We start from the raw sequence: 19,826 nt of genomic DNA on the forward strand, positions 1-19,826 counted from the left end.
GTATTTTAACCTAGAAAAGCAAAATTAATAAGGTTCTGAACAGCCAATAAGACAGCATAAATGTGACAGATCCGTAAACAATTCCTTGAATCCATTTATTCAGCGGATAGTTGTATTTCTTAATAGCCAATACTAAATAGAATATAGCAAAAGAAGCTCCTAAAATTATTCCTTTCCTTCCTCCTGAGAAATATAGAATTCCCATCGGGCTGCTTAAAATATTTTCTGTTTGGAAAAGGATTGAACTAAACTTATAAGTAAAAAAGCCAATAAGAACTGCATTCAAGATGACATTCATAAAAACTTTTTTATATTCCCCACTGTCTCTTAAGACTTGTACAAAAGTGAAATAAGAAACAATTCCTGAAAGCAGGACTATTACCCATTCGTACTTCACTAATACTGGTCCAATCAAAAAAGCACCCAATATCAGCCCTCCATATTAAAGATACTATCAAGAAACCTAAACCCGTATGTTTTGTAAATAAAAAAACCGCTATGTGAGCAAACACATAGCGGCGGGTTAAAATTAGTTAGCCAATTTGTCACGAAGAACCATTTGAAGGATTCCGCCATGACGGTAGTAATCGATTTCAACTTCAGAGTCGAAACGGACAAGAACTTCAAATGTAGTCTGGTTGCCGTTCTCATCTGTAGCTGTAACCTTAACAAAGTCACGTGGTCTAACATTTTCGTCGATTTGAACATCGATCGTTTCTTTTCCTGACAAGCCAAGAGTTTCTGCACTTTCGCCTTCTTTGAACTGAAGTGGAAGAACTCCCATTAGTACAAGGTTAGAACGGTGGATACGCTCATAGCTTTCAGCAATAACTGTTTTAATTCCAAGCAGGTTCGTACCTTTTGCAGCCCAGTCACGGGAAGATCCCATTCCATAGTCTTTGCCGGCAAGAACAACAAGGCCAGTTCCATCTTCTTTATACTTCATGCAAGCATCATAGATAGATGTAACTTCACCAGTTGGCCAGTAAGTTGTAAATCCGCCTTCTGTGCCTGGCGCAATTTGATTGCGGATACGGATGTTTGCAAATGTACCGCGCATCATTACCTCATGGTTACCGCGTCGGGATCCATAAGAGTTAAAGTCACGTGGTTCAACACCGTTCTCGCGAAGATATTTTCCTGCTGGCGTATCTTTGCCGATCGCACCTGCCGGAGAAATATGGTCAGTTGTTACAGAATCACCGAACTTGCCGACAACACGCAATCCTGATAAAGGTTTAACTTCATCAGCATTAGGAGTTAAGCCTTCGAAGAATGGAGGATTCTGAATATATGTTGAATTATCATCAAATGTATATAAAGGCTCATTGCTTGTTTGAATTTGATTCCAGCGAGCATTATCGTCAAATACATGCTCATATTCTTTACGGAACAATTCAGGTGTAACTGTCTGTTTAACCACTTCATTAACTTCAGCAGTAGATGGCCAAATATCGTTAAAGAAGACATCATTGCCATTCTTGTCTTTTCCGATTGGCTCGTTTTGAAGATCAATATCTACCGTACCAGCTAGTGCATAAGCGACAACTAATGGCGGAGAAGCCAGGTAGTTAGCTTTTACAAGCGGATGGATACGTCCTTCAAAGTTACGGTTACCGGAAAGAACAGATGTTACAAGAAGATCGCTTTCAGCTACAGCCTTTTCGATTTCTTCTCTTAATGGACCGGAGTTACCGATACATGTTGTACAGCCATAGCCAACAAGGTTGAATCCAAGCTGTTCCATGTATGGAAGAAGTCCTGAATCACGCAGGTATCCAGTAACAACCTTAGATCCCGGTGCTAAAGAAGTTTTTACGAACTTAGGAACTTCCATTCCAAGTTCAACTGCTTTTTTCGCCACTAAACCTGCACCAACTAAAACGTAAGGGTTTGAAGTATTTGTACAGCTAGTGATGGCCGCAATGGCAACAGCACCCGTTTTCATCTTGGTTGAATCGCCATTTGCAAATTCAACAGTGACTTTTTTGTCGATTTCTTTCTTATCCAAGCCAAAGCCCTGATTGCCCTGTGGTGCAGTGATCGCGTCATTGAACTCCTTTTTCATTGCTGAAAGCGGAATTAAATCCTGCGGACGCTTAGGACCTGAAAGGTTCGCTTCAATTTCGGAAAGATTGATTTCAACTACATTTGTGTATACCGGCTCTAAAGATGGATCGAAGAACATTCCATTTTCTTTGCAGTATTTTTCAACAATCTTGATTTGCTCTTCAGGACGTCCAGTCAGGCGCATGTAATCAAGGGCTTCCGCATCAACAGGGAAGAAACCGCAAGTTGCACCGTATTCTGGAGCCATGTTAGCAATTGTAGCGCGGTCAGCCAATGGAAGCTGTGTAACACCAGGGCCGAAGAATTCTACAAACTTGCCAACTACTCCCTGGCTGCGCAGTACTTGAGTTACCTTTAATGCAAGGTCAGTAGCAGTTGTTCCGTTAGGAAGCTCGCCAGTAAGCTTAACCCCTACAACTTCAGGAACAGGGAAATATGAAGGCTGGCCCAGCATACCTGCTTCAGCTTCAATTCCTCCTACACCCCATCCAAGAACGCCGATACCGTTGATCATGGTTGTATGGGAGTCAGTACCTACAAGAGTATCAGGGAAAGTTTCGTAGTCGCCCTCTGTTGTCTCAAGCGCATGAACAACATTCGCAAGGAACTCAAGGTTTACCTGGTGAACAATACCTGTTGCAGGCGGAACTGCACGATAGTTGTCAAATGCTTTTTGTGCCCAGCTCAAGAACTGGTAACGCTCAGCATTTCGCTCGAATTCAAGCTCCATGTTGGCTTCAAGAGAATCAGGTGTTCCATACTTATCTACCTGTACAGAGTGGTCAATAACCAGATCAACAGGCTTCTCAGGATTAATTTTATCAGGATCCCCACCCATGTCAGCCATTGCCTTACGCAATGAAGCAAGGTCAACTACTGCCGGAACTCCAGTGAAGTCCTGCAGAATTACACGTGATGGTTTGAAAGGAACATCTACTTCTTTCACTTCAGAAGTTCCCCATTTTGCCAGGTTTTCAACATGCTCTTTTGTAATTACACGGCCGTCATATTGACGAAGTACTGATTCCAATAATACCTTAATTGAATAAGGCAATTTAGAAACATTACCTACTCCAGCTTCTTCCAGAGCACCTAAATGATAGTAATGATAGCGCTTCCCGTCCAGATCAAAGGATTTGCGGGAATTGAACACATCGTTCTTTGCCAAATGTATTACCCCCTCTTTCAATAAACATCATATACCAAGTGTTAGGTAATTGTCGAAAAGTTTGAATTTTCATCCATCCTTACTTTTCTCACAATTCCTATATTAATACAACCTGCTATATAAGTAAATAACAAGAAAGTTATTGTTTTTGATAAGTTTTTCTTATCATAATTTCTCATTTACTCGATTAAGTCTTTTAAATGCCGTAATTGATAGTGTTTTTCAATTAGACAAAAATTCCATACCTCGCCTGGTTATTATTCTGCAAAAACGAAAAAGGAAATCCGCCGGTCCAAAAAACAACATAAATTGACATTATCCAAGGGAAAATAGTAACAGGGAGGTGATGACTATGGCTAAAAGAAAGTCTAATCATATTATTCAAGGTATGAACGCTGCACAGGGCCAGGGCATAGGCGCAGGGTATAATGAGGAATATGCGAATGAACCATTAACAGAAGCTCAAAGGCAAAACAATAAAAAGCGGAAGAAGAATCAATAAATAATACCCGGCTGAACTGCAGCCGGGTAAATTCTAATACTGATTTACATCATCAACCATGGATCTTAAATCCTGCTGGAATCTTTCCAGCTGCGCTCGCTGATGGTCAGATGCAACCTCCAGGGCATTTTCAATTTGAGAGTATGCTTCATTTACTTCCTGCTTCAGATGTTTTAGCTGATGCCCATAACTGGCAGAATCTCTTACAATTTCAGCGTAAAGCTCCTGGGCATCTTCCATTCCCTGCTGTGCTGCCTGAAATGCCTGCTGTTTATCTTTATGGTATGGCATGTTTATTTCACTCCTAATAAAATTTGTACCATTAAATTGCGCAAAAGTATCATAAAATATTCCGAGGAATCTTTCAGGAGCAAATCTTGACATTCAGCCACATTTTGCAAGGCAATTTTTCAATGGAAAAGAGACAAACTAACACATGAGGTGAAGGTGAATCACCTTGTATCTTTTTACCCGTCAGCCATTAAGACGGAAGCGGCATATCAGCTGCCTGAAGCGGAAGAAACATCCTATTAACCGAGGAGGACTTCAATTGAACAAAAACAATGGCAAAGACATGCGAAAGAATGCACCTAAAGGACATAATAATGATGGACAGCCTGAACCATTGAGCGGCTCTAAGAAAGTAAAAAACCGTAACCACACCAGACAAAAACATAATTCACACCACGATATGTGAATACAAAGAAGCAGCTGCCTCATCATCAGGCACCTGCTTTTTCTTTAAACAGCATTTAAAGCATTTATTATAGTATCCTCTTCTTCAGCAGTTACTGTCCTAAGATCAATCAGAATTTCTTCCTTTTGAATCCTGACTATTATGGAAGAATTAATCCTTAACTGGCGGCCGATATGATCTGCTGAATATTGAAGGTGCTTTAAAACAGCAATCCAGGATGGAAGCTCTACATCAGGCATCGTGCCTCCTCCAACCTGCCCTGTACTCTGTCTCATCGAGCATACATAATCGTTCCCGGCGGCTTGTAATCTGTTAAGAAATTGGGACGTTCTTACTTTGAGTTCATCACTGGTCATCAAAACATCATGGACCACCGGAATATTTTTCAGACCCTCTTCGCCTTTTAAGTAATCAATAAGAGTGCCTTCGAGAGCAGCAATTGTCATTTTATCCACCCGGAGAACCCGGGCAAGCTGATGCTTTTGCAGCTTTTCGATTAAATTCTTTCTTCCGGCAATAATTCCTGCCTGAGGACCGCCCAAAAGCTTATCTCCGCTGAAAGAAACGATATCTGCCCCCATTTTTAAAACATCGCTGACTGCTGGTTCATTTCCGATTCCTTTGCTTTTAAAATCAAATAGTGCACCGCTGCCCAGATCTTCATAAAATATGAGGTTTTTTTCTTTTGATAGGCGGGCAAGTTCCCCGGTGCCGACTTCTTTCGTAAAACCAATAATTTTAAAATTGCTCGTGTGCACCTTCATAATCATAGCTGTATCTTCATTTATCACTTTTTTATAATCTTCCAGGTGGGTTTTATTTGTTGTTCCCACTTCAACGAGCTTTGCCCCGCTCTCTTCCATTATACTTGATACCCTGAAGGAGCCTCCGATTTCAACAAGCTGTCCACGGGAAACGATTACTTCTTTTTCATCCGCAAGAGCTCTTAAAATGAAATAAACGGCAGCAGCGTTATTATTGACTGCCATGGCTGCTTCTGCACCTGTCAGTTCTTTGATCAGATTTTCCAGGTGACTATGCCTGGATCCCCGTTCGCCTTTAACCAGGTTATACTCCAAATTGGAATAGTTCATGGCAGCTTCAAGCATATGATCTGCTGCTGACTTGCTTAACCGTGCCCGGCCAAGATTAGTGTGAAGAACAGTGCCAGTAGCATTGATAACCCTTTTAAGTGTATAGCCATACCGAACAGTGATTACCTCTTCTGCTTTTTGAAATATAAGGTCCGTAAACTTTTCCGTACCGGGCTCCTCACCGGTCCAATTCCCGGCAAGAATAGTATTCCTAATATCAGAAATTACCTCTTTCAGCATGTTGGTTGTATGTATAAAGTCAAGTTCATACTGTTTCATTAAATGAGTAAAACGCCGGTCTTTTTGCAGTTCATGCACCGGCAAAATTTTTCTGACTGTACTCTTCATAATATCCCTCCAGCATTTGCCCCGTTATTATATCATTTTTCACTAATTTGCATGAAATGAATACTATAGAAGGAAACAAGGGGGTTTTGAAGTTGAACAAAAAGGAAGATTTCCATCCGTTTAATTTGAGTGAATTGGAAAAATGGATGGAGGATTATTACCTGGACCCGCTTTCTTCTTATTTGGATCAGATAACATTCCGCATCGACTTATACGATACAGAAGCACAGATTATTGTTGAGGCGCTTTTAACGGGATGTGCCTCAAAAGATGTAACCGTTTCCCTAAAAGAAGACAGCGTAATCATCAAAGCTGCTAAAATAGATGACACAAAAGCAATTCGGCGCGGACAACCATGCATGCGAAAAGTTAAACTGCCTTTCTCCGTTGTAAATAAAAAGGTTAGTGCAGATTTTGCAAATGAGATATTAGAGATTTTTATTAATAAAAATGAAGCGGGACCGGGATGCAATAGAGAGATAATCATCGATTAATAAACTGAGATAGGGGTTGCCTTTACCCTTTGTTTACATAGATCAGCAAAAAACCTCCTCCGCCCGGAGAAGGTTTTTTACCGTTAATTCTTCATTTTTTCTATGATTTCTTTGGTTTTAGGAAAAACGCCTGTATCCAGCTTAGAATAAAGCTTTTCTCCATTAACTGTTACTTCGAAAGCTCCGCCCTTGCTTGGAACCAGTTCCATTTTTGAAATCTCAGAATGAAAATGCGTAAATAGCTCTTCCGCGAAACTCGCGGCTTTAGGTGCGTAGTTTCACATCATGCAAAATTCAACTTTTACTTCATAAGCCATATTTAAACCTCCGTGTGTAATTTGTTAGAATGTAAATATAAAGACATTCTAGTATAACTGTTTTATTACTGCAAATCGAATTGTTTTTCCTTCTAAATAGAAAGCTGAAAATTATGGAGTGATTTGATGGATGCAAAAAAATACCTGCAGCGAATAAAAGTTTCGGCTGACCGTAACCTCGATCTTGAATATCTGGCAAAACTGCAGAGCGGGCATATGCTCAATATTCCATTTGAAAACTTGGATGTGACACGAAAAACCCCTATAAGGCTGAACACAGACTTTTTTTCTGAGAAAATACTGGAACGGGGCCGGGGAGGCTTTTGCTATGAGTTAAACGGTCTGTTTCAACTTCTTCTGTCAGAACTGGGATTTCAATCACGTCTTATTTCCTGCACCGTTAAAAAGCCTGATGGATGGGCCAGAGAAGATTCTCATGCGGCAATACTGGTTTACTTGCACCAACTTCCTTATTTGGTTGATGTGGGGTTTGGTGATTCCGTCAGGCAGCCTCTGCCTCTAACGGGTGAGGAAAAAACCGATGTCAGCGGAACATACAGGATAAAAGCGACAGCTGAAGGAAAGTTTGATCTTCAGCGGTTTGAGGATGGTAAATGGAAAATTCTATACCGTTTTTCTGATAGGCCGGTGCAGCTTGACGACTTTCATGATGCCTGTTTATTCAATCAGACTTCTCCTGAATCTCATTTTACGCATGGGGATCTGGCGACTATTGCTACAAAGGATGGCCGTATTACACTTTCAGGATTAACTGTTACCAAGTCTGAAGAATCCAGAAAAAATAAATTCGAACTATCCGTGGGGAAAAAGAAGATTTTCTTCTCGGGCAATTTAACATAAAATTGTAAAAGGGACAGCCAAGCGGCGTCCCTTTTTATTTGATCATAATTTTGTTCTTAATTTATCAAGCATATCAGCAGTCATTTTTGCTAAGTCAAAATCTGCTTTGAATCCCCACTCTTCTCTTGCTGCTGAGGCATCAATCGAATTTGGCCAGCTGTCTGCAATTCCCTGGCGTACAGGATCCACTTCATAGGAAATTTCAAATCCTGGGATATGCTTTCTGATTTCAGCCGCAATCTGTTCAGGTTCAAAACTCATCGCTGTTACATTAAAGGAGTTGCGGTGGATGAGTTTATCTGCATCAACTTCCATTAAATCAATGATAGCATTCAGCGCATCCGGCATATACATCATATCCATATATGTGCCTTTGTCGATGTAGGATGTATAGCGGCCATTTTTAATGGCTTCATAATAGATCTCAACAGCGTAATCAGTCGTTCCGCCCCCTGGAGGAGTTACATAGGAGATTAAACCAGGGAACCTCAGGCCTCTGGTATCCACACCAAACTTGTAATAGTAGTAATCCGACAGCAATTCGCCTGCAACTTTATTCACGCCATACATGGTAGTAGGGCGGTGAATCGTATCCTGTGGAGTGTTGTCTTTAGGTGTAGAAGGGCCAAATGCACCAATGGAGCTTGGCGTAAAGAATTGTGCATTGCATTCTCTAGCTGTTTCAAGTGCATTCATAAGTCCGCCCATATTTAAATTCCATGCAAATACCGGGTTAGCCTCAGCTGTAGCTGATAATAGAGCAGCCATATGAATAACTGTATCTACATTATATTTCTTTGCTGTGTCCATCATTGATTTTGCATCGGTAACGTCAACCATTTCAAATGGTCCTGAATTAGCAGCCTCAGAATCATTTTTTCTGATGTCTGTTGCGATAACATTATCCGTTCCATAGATTTCTCTTAATTTCAAGGTTAGTTCAGAGCCGATTTGACCTAATGCTCCCGTAATCATTATCCGTTTCATCTTATTCCTCCAACGTTTCCTCTTTGCCTTAGTTTGTATATATAGCCGAACTTAAATAATTCCCATTTCCTTGCCGACTTTTTCATATATTGCTATTGCCTGATCCAGCATTTCTTTCGTATGTGCTGCAGATGGCATGTTTCTGACACGGCCCGTTCCCCTTGGAACAGTCGGGAAGACGATTGATTTTGCATAAACGCCTTCTTCATTGAGCTTTTTGCTGAATTCCTGTGTTTTTACTTCATCCCCAACAATACAAGGAGTAATCGGCGTTTCGCTGTCGCCTATATCAAAGCCTAATTTTTGCAGCCCGTCCTTAAGGTAGTTAGCATTTTCCCATAACTTTTCATTCAGTTCAGTACTTTCCATAAGCAGTTCAATAGCTTTCGTGCTTGCTGCTACATCTGCAGGTGTTAAAGATGTAGAGAATAGGAATGGTCTGCTGCGTACTTTCAGCCAATCAATTAAATCCTTTTTGCCGGCCACATATCCACCAACAACACCAATTGCCTTTGAAAGTGTGCCGATCTGGAAATCGATTTTGTCGGAAAGGCCGAAGTGCTTAACAGTGCCCGCTCCCTTTCCAAGAACTCCTGAACCGTGTGCATCATCCACATATGTGATCAGATCGAACTCTTCCGCGATTTCCACGATCTCAGGAAGCTTTGCGATATCCCCATCCATCGAGAAGACTCCGTCAGTAATAACCATGATTTTGTTGTACTGTCCTGATTCTTTCGCTTCCTTCGCTTTAGCTCTTAAATCTTCCATGTCAGAATGATTTACGCGAATAATCTTGGCTTTGGATAAGCGGCATCCATCAATAATGGAAGCATGGTTCAGCTCATCAGACAAAATGGCATCATTTTTATCCATAACAGCAGAAATAGCAGCCATGTTACAATTAAATCCGGATTGGTATGCGATAGCTGCTTCTGTATGTTTGAACTCAGCCAGCTTTTCTTCAAGTTTCGTGTGAAGTTCAAGCGTTCCATTTATCGTGCGGACAGCACCTGCTCCAACACCAAATTTTTCAATTGCTTCGTTTGCAGACTTTTTTAGTCTTTCATCAGTTGCCAAACCTAAATAGTTATTGGATGAAAGATTAATCAGTTCTCTGCCGTTGATTTTGATTATTGGACCATTTGGGCTTTCAAGTGGGTCGATTACATTGTAAAGTCCTCTATCTTTTAAATCCTCCAGGTTTTCCTGTAAAAAAGCATCTAAAATTTTGCTGGTCATGTCAGTATCCCCCAGTACTTTTTTATTGAATGTCGCCAACTCATATACAACTGTATTTTTAGAGTGGACATTTTTTGAGTAAATAAAGTTAGCTATGTAAAGGTTTTTCCACATTATACTTTAACACAATTTTTCATTTTGTACACTTATGAAGGACAGATTTTCTATTGGTGTTTCTTTGAAATTTCCTTATAAACAGTTTTCCCTATTATCTAGAAAAAATTTACCTGCATATTTAGCTAAATTGAATAAATATACACATAATTGATCTGTTTACTCTATGATTGCACAGGGAACCAATCAAACATAGAACAATAGGTCAGGCATTAAGCCTTTGGAGGTATTTATTATAATGAAACATCCGCTAAACGTAACTTCGGAAATAGGAGAATTAAAGACGGTCCTTCTGCATAGGCCGGGTAAGGAAATCGAAAACCTTACGCCTCAATATTTGAAAAGACTTTTATTCGATGACATTCCATTTCTGCCTGCCATTCAAAAAGAACATGATTATTTCGCCAATATTTTAAGCAACCGGGGAATTGAGGTCTTATATCTCGATAAATTGATGACAGAAGCCATACAGCAGGACGAGGCAAGACTGGCTTTTATTGAAAAGGTCTTATGGGAAAGCCAATCTAATATCAATGGTTCCTATGATACAGTGAAAGAGTATCTCTTATCTCTTTCTCCCGATGAACTGGTTAAGAAAGTGATGGCTGGTGTCGTTAAGTCGGATATTGATCAGGATAAGAAAATTCATCTTCATGAAATGATGCCGGATCATTATCCTTTTTATCTCGACCCCATGCCTAACCTCTATTTTACGAGGGATCCGGCTGCGGTTATCGGTGAAGGCATTACGATTAATCGAATGCATGAGCCTGCAAGGAGAAGGGAATCCATTTTTATGGACTGCATCATGAATCATCATCCGCGTTTTAATAAACATGAGATCCCTGCTTACTTTAAGCGTGATGACCTCTACTCTCTTGAAGGCGGAGATGAGCTGATTTTAAGTGACGAAGTGGTTGCCATTGGCGTCAGTGCAAGAACCTCTGCACAAGGAATTGAAAAACTTGCACGAGAGTTATTCTCCCGTCAGGATGCCATTAAAAAGGTTGTGGCAGTTGAAATCCCTAAAATCCGCGCATTCATGCACCTGGATACCGTTTTCACCATGATCGATCATGATAAATTCACCTACCATCCTGCTATTGAAGATAGAGATGGCAGTATGAAGATTTACATACTGGAACAGGAGAATAATTCAGAAACTCTTAAGATTACAGAGAAAAACTCACTGAAAGAAACATTGAAAGAAGTACTTCATCTTAATGAATTAGTGTTAATCCCCTGCGGAGGAGGCTGCCCGATTGCATCGGCACGCGAACAGTGGAACGATGGCTCCAATACACTCGCCATCGCTCCCGGTGTAGTTGTCACTTACGACAGAAACTATGTTTCAAACGACGTACTCCGGCAAAATGGAGTTGAAGTCATTGAAATTCTCAGCTCGGAACTTTCAAGAGGCCGTGGCGGCCCAAGATGCATGAGCATGCCGATCATAAGGGAGAGTATTAGCTAATAAATCGGGCGGTTGCCAAACCGCCCGATTTTTTATATTAGAGATCATTCCAACTCCTACTCCTTCCCCTTTCAAAAAACAAGTTCTTTTAGGTAAAAACGAAAATATAAATATACTAATGCCCTTTTCAAACAAGCAATTGCCTGCTCTTTTTATAAGATGTTCCTCTTAATAATTTATATTTATTTATAATTATTATAAAAAAGTATTGATTTTACTTTGAGAAGTGTTATCATTGCAAATATAAGCAAGTTATTAAACTTTTATGAGGTGATTATAGAATGACAAAAAAGAATAATCTCACAACAAGCTGGGGCGCGCCAGTTGGCGATAACCAAAATTCAATGACTGCCGGCTCAAGAGGGCCAACATTAATTCAGGATGTACACTTGCTGGAAAAGCTCGCCCATTTTAACAGAGAACGTGTGCCTGAGCGTGTTGTTCATGCAAAAGGTGCCGGTGCACATGGCTATTTTGAAGTTACAAATGACCTCACTAAATATACAAAAGCAGCTTTTCTATCTGAAGTAGGCAAAAGAACGCCTTTATTCATCCGCTTTTCAACTGTAGCCGGCGAACTTGGTTCTGCAGATACTGTACGCGATCCGCGCGGCTTTGCTGTTAAATTCTATACAGAAGAAGGAAACTACGATCTTGTAGGAAACAACACGCCTGTATTCTTTATCCGGGATGCCATCAAGTTCCCTGACTTTATTCATACACAGAAGCGTGATCCTAAGACTCATTTGAAAAATCCGACTGCCGTCTGGGACTTCTGGTCCTTATCCCCTGAGTCGCTGCACCAGGTAACCATCTTAATGTCTGACCGGGGAATTCCTGCAACACTAAGACATATGCATGGGTTTGGAAGTCATACCTTCAAGTGGGTAAATGATAAGGGCGAAGGCGTCTGGGTGAAATATCACTTTAAAACAGAGCAAGGTGTTAAAAACCTCAGTGTCGAAGCTGCAGCTAAAATGGCAGGCGAAAATCCGGATTACCATACAGAGGACTTATTCAATGCAATTGAGAATGGAGACTATCCTTCCTGGAAGCTTTGCGTGCAAATCATGCCGCTTGAGGATGCAAATACGTACCGTTTCGACCCATTCGATGTCACAAAGGTGTGGTCACAAAAAGACTACCCATTAATCGAAGTGGGACGTATGGTTCTTAATAAAAACCCCGAAAATTACTTTGCTGAAGTTGAGCAGGCTACCTTCTCTCCTGGAACTCTAGTACCTGGTATTGAAGTGTCACCTGATAAAATGCTTCAGGGCCGTTTGTTTGCCTACCATGATGCACACCGGTACCGTGTAGGTGCCAACCATCAGATGCTGCCAATCAATCGCCCTAAGAACGAAGTGCAAAACTACCAGCGGGACGGCCAGATGCGCTTTGACAACAATGGCGGAGGATCTGTCTATTACGAGCCGAACAGCTTTGGGGGACCAACTGAAGTACAGGAGCACAAGCAGGCTGCATACCCTGTATCCGGTTTAGCCGAAAGCGTTGCGTACGACCATAATGACCACTACACACAAGCCGGTGATCTATACCGCTTAATGAGTGAGGAAGAACGCTCCCGTCTTGTAGCAAACATTGTTGCTGCCATGACGCCTGTGGAAAAAGAAGAAATAAAGCTTCGCCAGATTCAGCATTTCTTTAAAGCTGATCCTGATTACGGCACACGTATTGCTAAAGGTCTTGGCCTTGCAGTGCCGCAGGGAGTAAAGTAAACTACTAAAAATAGCGAAAGGTGCCATAAGCTGTTTGGCACCTTTTTTCGTGGTGAAGTGCTAGTATGACCCCCTATTTACTGATCCCCAACATTACTGCCGCGACTACTATTTATCCAATAATGAAGCAGGAAATAACTTTAGATAGAAAAAACATTCTAAATCTAGTAAGATATCCACATGGAATATTAGAGAAGGGGTAAAAAAATGAGCGTATTAAATGTACAAAACTTAAGTCACGGTTTCGGTGATCGTGCGATTTTTAATGATGTGTCTTTTCGGCTTTTAAAAGGTGAACATGTTGGACTGGTTGGGGCAAATGGTGAGGGTAAGTCTACTTTCATGAATATCGTGACCGGGAAGTTGCAGCCTGACGAGGGGAAAGTTGAGTGGTCACGAAAGGTTCGTGTAGGTTACTTAGACCAGCATGCTGTACTTAAAAAAGGCACTTCTATGCGTGAGGCTTTAAGTACTGCTTTTCAATATCTTTTTGATGCTGAAACAGAAATCAATGAACTTTATGCAAAAATGGGTGATGAAGGTGCTGATATCGATGCATTACTTGCAGAAGTTGGAGAGCTGCAAGAAACTTTAGATAGTAATGATTTCTATCAAATTAATTCAAAAGTTGAGGAAGTTGCCCGTGGCCTGGGATTAGACGAAGTTGGACTTGATCGGGATATAGATGATCTTAGCGGCGGGCAGCGTACCAAAGTTTTGCTGGCTAAGCTTTTGCTGGAAAAGCCAGAAATTCTATTACTGGACGAGCCTACAAACTATTTGGATGAACAGCATATCGAATGGCTGAAGCGCTATTTACAGGAATATGAGAATGCATTTATTTTGATTTCTCATGATATTCCATTCTTAAACAGTGTTGTTAACTTGATATATCACATGGAAAACCAGGAATTGAATCGCTATGTTGGCGACTATGATAACTTCTTAAATGTATATGAAATGAAAAAGCAGCAACTGGAGGCTGCATACAAGCGCCAACAGCAGGAAATTGCCAATTTAAAGGATTTCGTTGCCCGCAACAAGGCAAGTGTGGCAACTCGTAATATGGCGATGTCCCGTCAAAAGAAGCTCGACAAAATGGAAGTTATTGAATTGGGGAGAGAGAAGCCGAAACCAGAGTTTATTTTCAAAGAAGCCCGTGCAGCCAGCCGCTGGATTTTCACGACTGAAGATCTTGTTATTGGTTACAACGAACCACTTTCCCGCCCTCTGAATTTGAAAATGGAACGCGGACAAAAAATTGCATTCGTGGGTGCTAATGGTATTGGTAAGTCTACTCTTTTAAAAAGTATTCTTGGCTTGATTAACCCCATTTCGGGAAAAGTGGAACGCGGTGAGTATCAACACATCGGTTACTTTGAGCAGGAAGTTAAACAGTCAAACTACAACACTTGTATTGAAGAGATCTGGAGCGAGTTCCCAAGTATGAATCAGGCTGAAGTACGTGCTGCTCTTGCAAAATGCGGGTTAACGACGAAACATATTGAAAGTAAAGTCGAAGTCCTTTCTGGTGGCGAAAAAGCAAAAGTTCGATTATGTAAAATTTTAAACACAGAAACGAATTTATTAATTCTGGATGAACCTACCAATCACTTGGATGTGGATGCAAAAGAAGAATTAAAACGTGCTCTAAAGGCATATCGCGGAAGTATTTTGATGGTTTCCCACGAACCGGATTTCTATCGTGAAATTGCCACAGATATTTGGAATTGTGAGGATTGGACGACGAAAGTTTTTTAATACAGATCAAGCATTCCCCTGCCACGCAGGGGATTTTTTTATTGTTCACAAAACATTCTTATTTGCCTTCAAGTGCTCCATCTATACCTTCTAACTGACATACTAAGGACTTTTCCTATAAATGGATCACTAAAAAGCAATACAGGTAATGGTCTATTCGTGTATAATGAGGGGAGTTTTCAATAATGGAAGCGGTTCAATTTATACCAAAATAATTGACAAAGGACTTAAAACATTCATGATAAAAAAGAAAATTGCCTGGATTACAGACAGCACAGCCTATGTTACTAAGGAGCTGCTGGAACATCCTGACGTTTATGTAGTTCCTCTAACCATTACATTCGGTGAGGAATCCTATGAAGATGGTATTGATTTAAATACAGATCAGCTGTATAGCCGGATTCGGAATGAAAAAGAAGTTCCAAAAACTTCGCAGCCCTCTGCCGGAAGATTTGCCGAACTATTTGAATCATTGAAGCATGAATATGATGCTGCAGTTGCTGTCCATGTATCCAGCAAGCTTAGCGGCACGCTGAATAGCTGTTTAACCGGAGCAGAGCTGGCTGAGTTACCTATTTTTGCAGTTGATTCTAAATGCATGTCTTATGCCATTACATCATTGATCAATAAAGGATTAAAGCTTGCTGAAAATGATGTGCCGGCACATAAAATTGCAGATATCCTGCAAAGTGAGACAAACAAATCCGAGAACTATATATTGCTTGGAAGCCTTGAGCAATTTTATAAAGGCGGCAGAATGTCTGGCACACAATACCTGCTGGGAAGCATATTAAAAATAAAGCCAATTATCCGCATTAACCGGGACGGGGAGTTTGAACTGTTTGATAAAGTCCGTTCAGAAAAAAAAGCATTTAAAAGAATGATAGAATTGCTAGGGAATTCCTATGAAAACCACACAATTCCCCAGGTTCAAATCATGCATGGGAATGTGCCTGCCAAAGCGGAGGAACTGGCCGAAGAAATACAGTCTCATTTTCCGCGGCTTGATATTCTCATTGGTGATATAAGTTCAACGATCGCTGCCCATGCCGGTGAGGGAACATTGGCCATTATATGGCAAAACGAAAGTTAAAAAAGCACTCTCCAAAAGGAAAGTGCTTTTTTTCTATTCAACCCACGTGAACATGTAATTTTCATCTTCAATTAACTTAGCGTTTTTCACCAGTTTTAAAGGCTTGAATGTATCAATCATAACAGCAAGTTCGAGTGTTTCCTTTTTCCCGATGCTGGCTTCAGTTTTCCCCGGATGAGGCCCATGTGGAATCCCGCTCGGATGAAGGGTGATGGAGCCTTCTCTAATCCCCTTCCTGCTCATGAAATTGCCTTCCACATAGTACAGCAGTTCATCACTGTTGACATTGCTGTGATAGTAAGGGGCAGGGATGGCCTCCGGATGATAGTCATATAATCTTGGAACAAAGGAACACACAACAAAGTTATGTCCTTCAAATGTCTGATGGACCGGCGGAGGCTGATGCACCCTTCCAGTAATCGGTTCAAAATCTTCTATATTGAAGACCCATGGGTAAAGATAGCCGTCCCAGCCCTCCACATCAAGCGGATGATGATTCAGAATATGAGAATGCAAGTATCCCCTGGTTTTGGTGATAACTTCATATTCTCCTTTTTGATCATATGTTTCCAGTGTCTCCGGTCCCCGTATATCCCGTTCACAGAATGGACTATGTTCAAGCAGCTGCCCATACTCATTCCGGTATCTTCTTGGTGTTGTAATCTGGCTGAAAGACTCAACAAGGAGCACTTTAGTCAGCTGCTCTTTATCCGGAATCACGCGGTAAACAGTGCCAATCGGAATAATGACATAGTCTCCGGGGCGATAGGTTAAAGTTCCGAACATGGTCTCAACTTTCCCTGTTCCATAGTGAATATAGAGCATCTCATCTCCATCGCCATTCCGGTAAAAGCTTTTCATCGGCTCAGTAATATTTATGGTGCCTATTAAAAGGTCATCATTCCCGAGCAGATATTCCCTTGCTGAAAGTGCATCCCCTTTCTTTTCAATTTGATCTGTGAACAAATGCCGATGCTTTAAGCTCTCCTGATCTTCATACTCAGGAACATATTTTCCGATCAGTTCAGTTCGCGCTACTTCTGTCGGCATGTAGTGATGATAAAGAATGGATTGTGTCCCGGAAAAACCTTTTGTCCCCATTACCTGTTCCCTGAATAGGGTCCCATCCGATTTTTTGAAGGTCGTATGGCGCTTGTGCGGAATTCTTCCCATTTGACGATAAAACATATTTCCACCTCACTCATTTGCAATTCGATTTTTTAATATTCCGAGATTGCTAATCTCAAGCTCGATCTCATCTCCAGGCTTCAGCCAGCGGTGCACATCCGTACCCAGTTCAAGAATGCAGCCGCTGCCAACAGTCCCGGATCCTATCATTTCACCAGGGCAGAGGGTTACACCGTCAGAAGCACGCTCAATCATCTCGTAAAAGGAATAGTAGATATCCTGCATATTCCCCTCTGATAAAAGTGTTCCATTGACTTTTGCCGTCATGAGCAAATCATAGCCATTTTCAACACGGAAATTCTCAAGCTCATCCTTTGTCACGATATATGGCCCGACAGAAGTGGCAAAATCCTTCCCTTTGGCAGGGCCAAGACCTACCTTCATTTCTTTTCGCTGAATATCTCTTGCACTCCAGTCGTTCAGGATACAATACCCAAAAATATAATCATCCGCTTCGGCAGCTTTAATATCCTTTCCTTCTTTGCCGATGATACAGGCAATTTCGAGCTCGTAATCAAGCCATTCGCAATGCTTGGGACGTGAAATTTCTTCATTTGGACCCTTAATGCTCAGATGATTTGAAAAATAAAAGACGGGTATTTCATACCATTCGGGTATCATATCAATTCCGCGGTTATCTCTTGCCGTTTTTACGTGTTCTTCAAAAGCATAGAAATCCCGAAAGCTTTTTGGATTTGGCAGTGGAGCCATTAAGTTCACATCGGATACTGGATATACTCCTTTATCGGTGTTCATCAGTTTTTTGCTGGAAGTTAGGTATTCCATAAAAAACTCATGATTTTCAAGGAAAGCCAGCATTGTTTTTGGAAGAACACCATTGGTCGCTTCATGCATATCAACGGCATACTCCTCATTCTTCAGCCAGCCCGCTCTTATAGATCCATCCGGTTTTTGAAAGGTTATGAATTTCATGGCATCACCTTGGGTCCGTTTTTCGGATTAATTCAAATATATCAGTCATTGGCCTTGTATAGATATGTCCCGCCATCCGGCCAACAGGCTTCAGCTTTTCGGAATTAATCCTTCCATTTTCGTAAAGCTCTTCAGCAACATGCACATGCTCCACTTTTCCAATCACCAGGCTTCCTGAACCGGGATGTTCTCCAAAGTGAAGTACCTGATAGAGACTGCATTCCAAATGGACTTTTGATTCTTTAACCCGAGGCGGCTTGACAGCGGCACTTTTTTCTTTATCGAGACCCGCGGCGGCCAGTTCGTCTGTATCAGCCGGAAAATCTGCGGCACAAATATTCATCTTTTCGGTAAAGTCTTCACTGACGATGTTAATAACGAATTCCTTAGTGGCTTCAATATTAGCAAGCGTATCTTTCTTAGAGCCATCAGTCCCTTTTCGCATCGGTGAAAAGCAAATCAGCATCGGATCTGCACATATGGCAGTAAAAAAGCTGAATGGGGCTGCATTGACATTTCCATCGGTATCCATGGTGGTAACAAACGCAATGGGTCGCGGCAGAATTGAGCCAACCATCAGCTTATATGCGTCTTTCCACTCAAGACTCTGTGGATTTAATTCCATATGCCCTACACCGCCTTTTCATTTAGAAGTTTGTTTATCACAGCCAATGCCGCTTCATTATCTTCCCTTGTTCCTAAAGTCATCCGAAAAGCATCAAGATAGCCTTCAAACTTCATTTTTCGGACCACTAAGCCATTTGCAATCAAGTTGTCTGCAATAGGAAGCTGGCTGAAAATATATATAAAATTAGTTTGGGAAGGAAAATAGCCTACATGTAATTCTGTTAGTTTTTGGCACACAAATTTCATCTCTTCGGCATTTTTATGTGCACAATCCTTTACAAAGTCCTGATCATTTAGTGCTGCAGAAGCCGCTGCCTGTGCCAGGTGGTTGACATTAAAAACATCTTTTACTTTATGAAGGTCATTCACGATCTCCGGATGCATGATTCCATAGCCGACACGGAGTCCGGCAAGACCGTAGATTTTGGAGAAAGTCCTTAAAATGATTAAGTTAGGCCTCTGTTCAAGAAGCGAAATAGAGTCAGGATAATCCTCGGAATTCACATATTCAAAGTATGCTTCATCAAGAATAATCAGTATATTCGAAGGAACTTTATCAATGAATTGCAGCAGTTCTGTTTTACCGACTATTGTTCCTGTAGGATTGTTGGGATTGCAGATAAACACCATTTTTGTTTTTTCGTTTATCTTCTCATACATGGCACTTAGATTATGTGTTCCCTTTTGCAGCGGCACTGTTATCGCACTGCCTCCTTCAATCAGGACGTTTGTTTCATAACGCGGAAATGTATTCTGAGCCATGACCGCTTCATCTCCAGCACTTATGTATGCTCTAGTAAATAATCGGATGATTTCTTCTGAACCATTGCTGACCAGAAAGTTATCTTCTCTTATATTATAGAAGCCGGCCAGTTTGCGTTTGAGCAGGGAAACAGTGCCATCCGGGTAAAAGTAAAGACTGTTCATTGCTTTGCTGATGCTGTTCCTGACTTCGGGTGAACACCCATACACATTTTCATTATCAGACATTTTCCGGACAGCCATTAAATTGTACTTTTCTTTGATCTCTTCCGGCGAGCTGCCAAGCGGATAAGAAACAATCTTCTCCACAGCGCTTTTTGTCTGGATTCTAGCCATCTGGATTGCCTCCTCCTTA

At 41.2% G+C, this 19,826-nt stretch carries 18 protein-coding genes and 1 pseudogene; 8 read left to right on the top strand and 11 right to left on the bottom strand.

The features are described 5' to 3' along the window. Positions 1-10: 10 nt before the first annotated feature. Together LLY41_RS13260 and acnA are read right to left on the bottom strand one after the other, a co-directional pair. Positions 11-427: a hypothetical protein gene (locus LLY41_RS13260; RefSeq protein WP_304585586.1), complete on the bottom strand. Its 417-nt coding sequence runs from the start codon at positions 425-427 to the stop codon at positions 11-13. 102 nt (positions 428-529) lie between these two features. After that, entirely contained in the window at positions 530-3,238 is a 2,709-nt protein-coding gene (acnA, locus tag LLY41_RS13265; RefSeq protein WP_304585587.1) for an aconitate hydratase AcnA, read from the bottom strand. 352 nt (positions 3,239-3,590) lie between these two features. Between acnA and sspO the strand changes: the two genes are divergently transcribed. Beyond that, a complete protein-coding gene (sspO, locus tag LLY41_RS13270) occupies positions 3,591-3,740 on the top strand; it encodes a small acid-soluble spore protein SspO (RefSeq protein ID WP_095242651.1) in 150 nt (49 codons plus the stop codon). A 33-nt stretch (positions 3,741-3,773) separates the two neighbouring features. Here sspO and LLY41_RS13275 read toward each other — a convergent pair whose 3' ends face one another. Beyond that, entirely contained in the window at positions 3,774-4,031 is a 258-nt protein-coding gene (locus LLY41_RS13275; protein WP_095242650.1) for a DUF2524 family protein, read from the bottom strand. Between the two features lie 259 nt (positions 4,032-4,290). Here LLY41_RS13275 and LLY41_RS13280 point away from each other — a divergent pair, with 259 nt between their 5' ends. Continuing rightward, positions 4,291-4,437: a small acid-soluble spore protein P gene (locus LLY41_RS13280; protein WP_009334725.1), complete on the top strand. Its 147-nt coding sequence runs from the start codon at positions 4,291-4,293 to the stop codon at positions 4,435-4,437. 44 nt (positions 4,438-4,481) lie between these two features. Here the strand turns inward: LLY41_RS13280 and selA are convergent, their stop codons facing one another. Then, positions 4,482-5,879 carry an L-seryl-tRNA(Sec) selenium transferase gene (selA, locus tag LLY41_RS13285; RefSeq protein WP_304585588.1) on the bottom strand — a complete coding sequence of 466 codons (1,398 nt, stop codon included), beginning with the start codon at positions 5,877-5,879 and terminating at the stop codon, positions 4,482-4,484. Positions 5,880-5,971: 92 nt separating this feature from the next. On the opposite strand from selA, the gene LLY41_RS13290 reads away from it, so the two are divergent. Then, on the top strand, positions 5,972-6,373 hold the full coding sequence (locus tag LLY41_RS13290; RefSeq protein ID WP_304585589.1) for an Hsp20/alpha crystallin family protein: 402 nt from the start codon (positions 5,972-5,974) through the stop codon (positions 6,371-6,373). 83 nt (positions 6,374-6,456) lie between these two features. Here LLY41_RS13290 and LLY41_RS13295 read toward each other — a convergent pair. After that, positions 6,457-6,639: pseudogene (locus tag LLY41_RS13295) on the bottom strand (Rdx family protein); the annotation flags it as partial. Positions 6,640-6,816: 177 nt separating this feature from the next. On the opposite strand from LLY41_RS13295, the gene LLY41_RS13300 reads away from it, so the two are divergent. After that, positions 6,817-7,551: an arylamine N-acetyltransferase family protein gene (locus LLY41_RS13300; protein WP_304585590.1), complete on the top strand. Its 735-nt coding sequence runs from the start codon at positions 6,817-6,819 to the stop codon at positions 7,549-7,551. Between the two features lie 42 nt (positions 7,552-7,593). Here LLY41_RS13300 and LLY41_RS13305 read toward each other — a convergent pair whose 3' ends face one another. Then, positions 7,594-8,538, bottom strand: coding sequence for an L-threonine 3-dehydrogenase (locus LLY41_RS13305; protein ID WP_304585591.1), 945 nt, complete (start codon positions 8,536-8,538; stop codon positions 7,594-7,596). Between the two features lie 51 nt (positions 8,539-8,589). Then, on the bottom strand, positions 8,590-9,780 hold the full coding sequence (locus tag LLY41_RS13310) for a glycine C-acetyltransferase (RefSeq protein WP_095242643.1): 1,191 nt from the start codon (positions 9,778-9,780) through the stop codon (positions 8,590-8,592). 352 nt (positions 9,781-10,132) lie between these two features. On the opposite strand from LLY41_RS13310, the gene arcA reads away from it, so the two are divergent. The 4 genes from arcA (at position 10,133) to LLY41_RS13330 (ending at position 15,961) form a co-directional block, all read left to right on the top strand. Next, positions 10,133-11,368, top strand: coding sequence for an arginine deiminase (gene arcA / locus LLY41_RS13315; RefSeq protein WP_304585592.1), 1,236 nt, complete (start codon positions 10,133-10,135; stop codon positions 11,366-11,368). Positions 11,369-11,649: 281 nt separating this feature from the next. Continuing rightward, complete coding sequence (katA, locus tag LLY41_RS13320; RefSeq protein WP_304585593.1) at positions 11,650-13,107, top strand: catalase KatA; 1,458 nt, start codon at positions 11,650-11,652, stop codon at positions 13,105-13,107. A 207-nt stretch (positions 13,108-13,314) separates the two neighbouring features. Beyond that, a complete protein-coding gene (locus tag LLY41_RS13325; RefSeq protein ID WP_095242640.1) occupies positions 13,315-14,868 on the top strand; it encodes an ABC-F family ATP-binding cassette domain-containing protein in 1,554 nt (517 codons plus the stop codon). A gap of 238 nt (positions 14,869-15,106) precedes the next feature. Then, positions 15,107-15,961 carry a DegV family protein gene (locus tag LLY41_RS13330; RefSeq protein WP_095242711.1) on the top strand — a complete coding sequence of 285 codons (855 nt, stop codon included), beginning with the start codon at positions 15,107-15,109 and terminating at the stop codon, positions 15,959-15,961. A gap of 33 nt (positions 15,962-15,994) precedes the next feature. Here LLY41_RS13330 and LLY41_RS13335 read toward each other — a convergent pair whose 3' ends face one another. The 4 genes from LLY41_RS13335 to hisC are packed head-to-tail and all read right to left on the bottom strand — an operon-like array spanning position 15,995 to position 19,807. After that, on the bottom strand, positions 15,995-17,149 hold the full coding sequence (locus LLY41_RS13335) for a homogentisate 1,2-dioxygenase (protein WP_095242639.1): 1,155 nt from the start codon (positions 17,147-17,149) through the stop codon (positions 15,995-15,997). Between the two features lie 9 nt (positions 17,150-17,158). Continuing rightward, positions 17,159-18,082 (bottom strand): fumarylacetoacetate hydrolase family protein, encoded by a 924-nt coding sequence (locus LLY41_RS13340; protein ID WP_304585594.1) that lies wholly within the window; start codon positions 18,080-18,082, stop codon positions 17,159-17,161. 4 nt (positions 18,083-18,086) lie between these two features. Continuing rightward, a complete protein-coding gene (locus LLY41_RS13345; RefSeq protein ID WP_095242637.1) occupies positions 18,087-18,707 on the bottom strand; it encodes a flavin reductase family protein in 621 nt (206 codons plus the stop codon). Between the two features lie 5 nt (positions 18,708-18,712). After that, positions 18,713-19,807, bottom strand: a complete 1,095-nt coding sequence (gene hisC / locus LLY41_RS13350) for a histidinol-phosphate transaminase (protein ID WP_304585595.1) — start codon at positions 19,805-19,807, stop codon at positions 18,713-18,715. Positions 19,808-19,826: the final 19 nt, after the last annotated feature.

The sequence above is a fragment of the Cytobacillus firmus genome (assembly GCF_023612095.1).
Taxonomy (GTDB): Bacteria; Bacillota; Bacilli; order Bacillales; family Cytobacillaceae; genus Cytobacillus.

Coding starts and splice junctions, on each gene's coding strand:
- sspO (WP_095242651.1), top strand. CDS start 3,591: ATGGCTAAAAGAAAGTCTAATCATATTATTCAAGGTATGAACGCTGCA.
- LLY41_RS13275 (WP_095242650.1), bottom strand. CDS start 4,031: ATGCCATACCATAAAGATAAACAGCAGGCATTTCAGGCAGCACAGCAG.
- selA (WP_304585588.1), bottom strand. CDS start 5,879: ATGAAGAGTACAGTCAGAAAAATTTTGCCGGTGCATGAACTGCAAAAA.
- LLY41_RS13300 (WP_304585590.1), top strand. CDS start 6,817: ATGGATGCAAAAAAATACCTGCAGCGAATAAAAGTTTCGGCTGACCGT.
- LLY41_RS13305 (WP_304585591.1), bottom strand. CDS start 8,538: ATGAAACGGATAATGATTACGGGAGCATTAGGTCAAATCGGCTCTGAA.
- LLY41_RS13310 (WP_095242643.1), bottom strand. CDS start 9,780: ATGACCAGCAAAATTTTAGATGCTTTTTTACAGGAAAACCTGGAGGAT.
- arcA (WP_304585592.1), top strand. CDS start 10,133: ATGAAACATCCGCTAAACGTAACTTCGGAAATAGGAGAATTAAAGACG.
- katA (WP_304585593.1), top strand. CDS start 11,650: ATGACAAAAAAGAATAATCTCACAACAAGCTGGGGCGCGCCAGTTGGC.
- LLY41_RS13325 (WP_095242640.1), top strand. CDS start 13,315: ATGAGCGTATTAAATGTACAAAACTTAAGTCACGGTTTCGGTGATCGT.
- LLY41_RS13330 (WP_095242711.1), top strand. CDS start 15,107: ATGATAAAAAAGAAAATTGCCTGGATTACAGACAGCACAGCCTATGTT.
- LLY41_RS13335 (WP_095242639.1), bottom strand. CDS start 17,149: ATGTTTTATCGTCAAATGGGAAGAATTCCGCACAAGCGCCATACGACC.
- LLY41_RS13340 (WP_304585594.1), bottom strand. CDS start 18,082: ATGAAATTCATAACCTTTCAAAAACCGGATGGATCTATAAGAGCGGGC.
- LLY41_RS13345 (WP_095242637.1), bottom strand. CDS start 18,707: ATGGAATTAAATCCACAGAGTCTTGAGTGGAAAGACGCATATAAGCTG.
- hisC (WP_304585595.1), bottom strand. CDS start 19,807: ATGGCTAGAATCCAGACAAAAAGCGCTGTGGAGAAGATTGTTTCTTAT.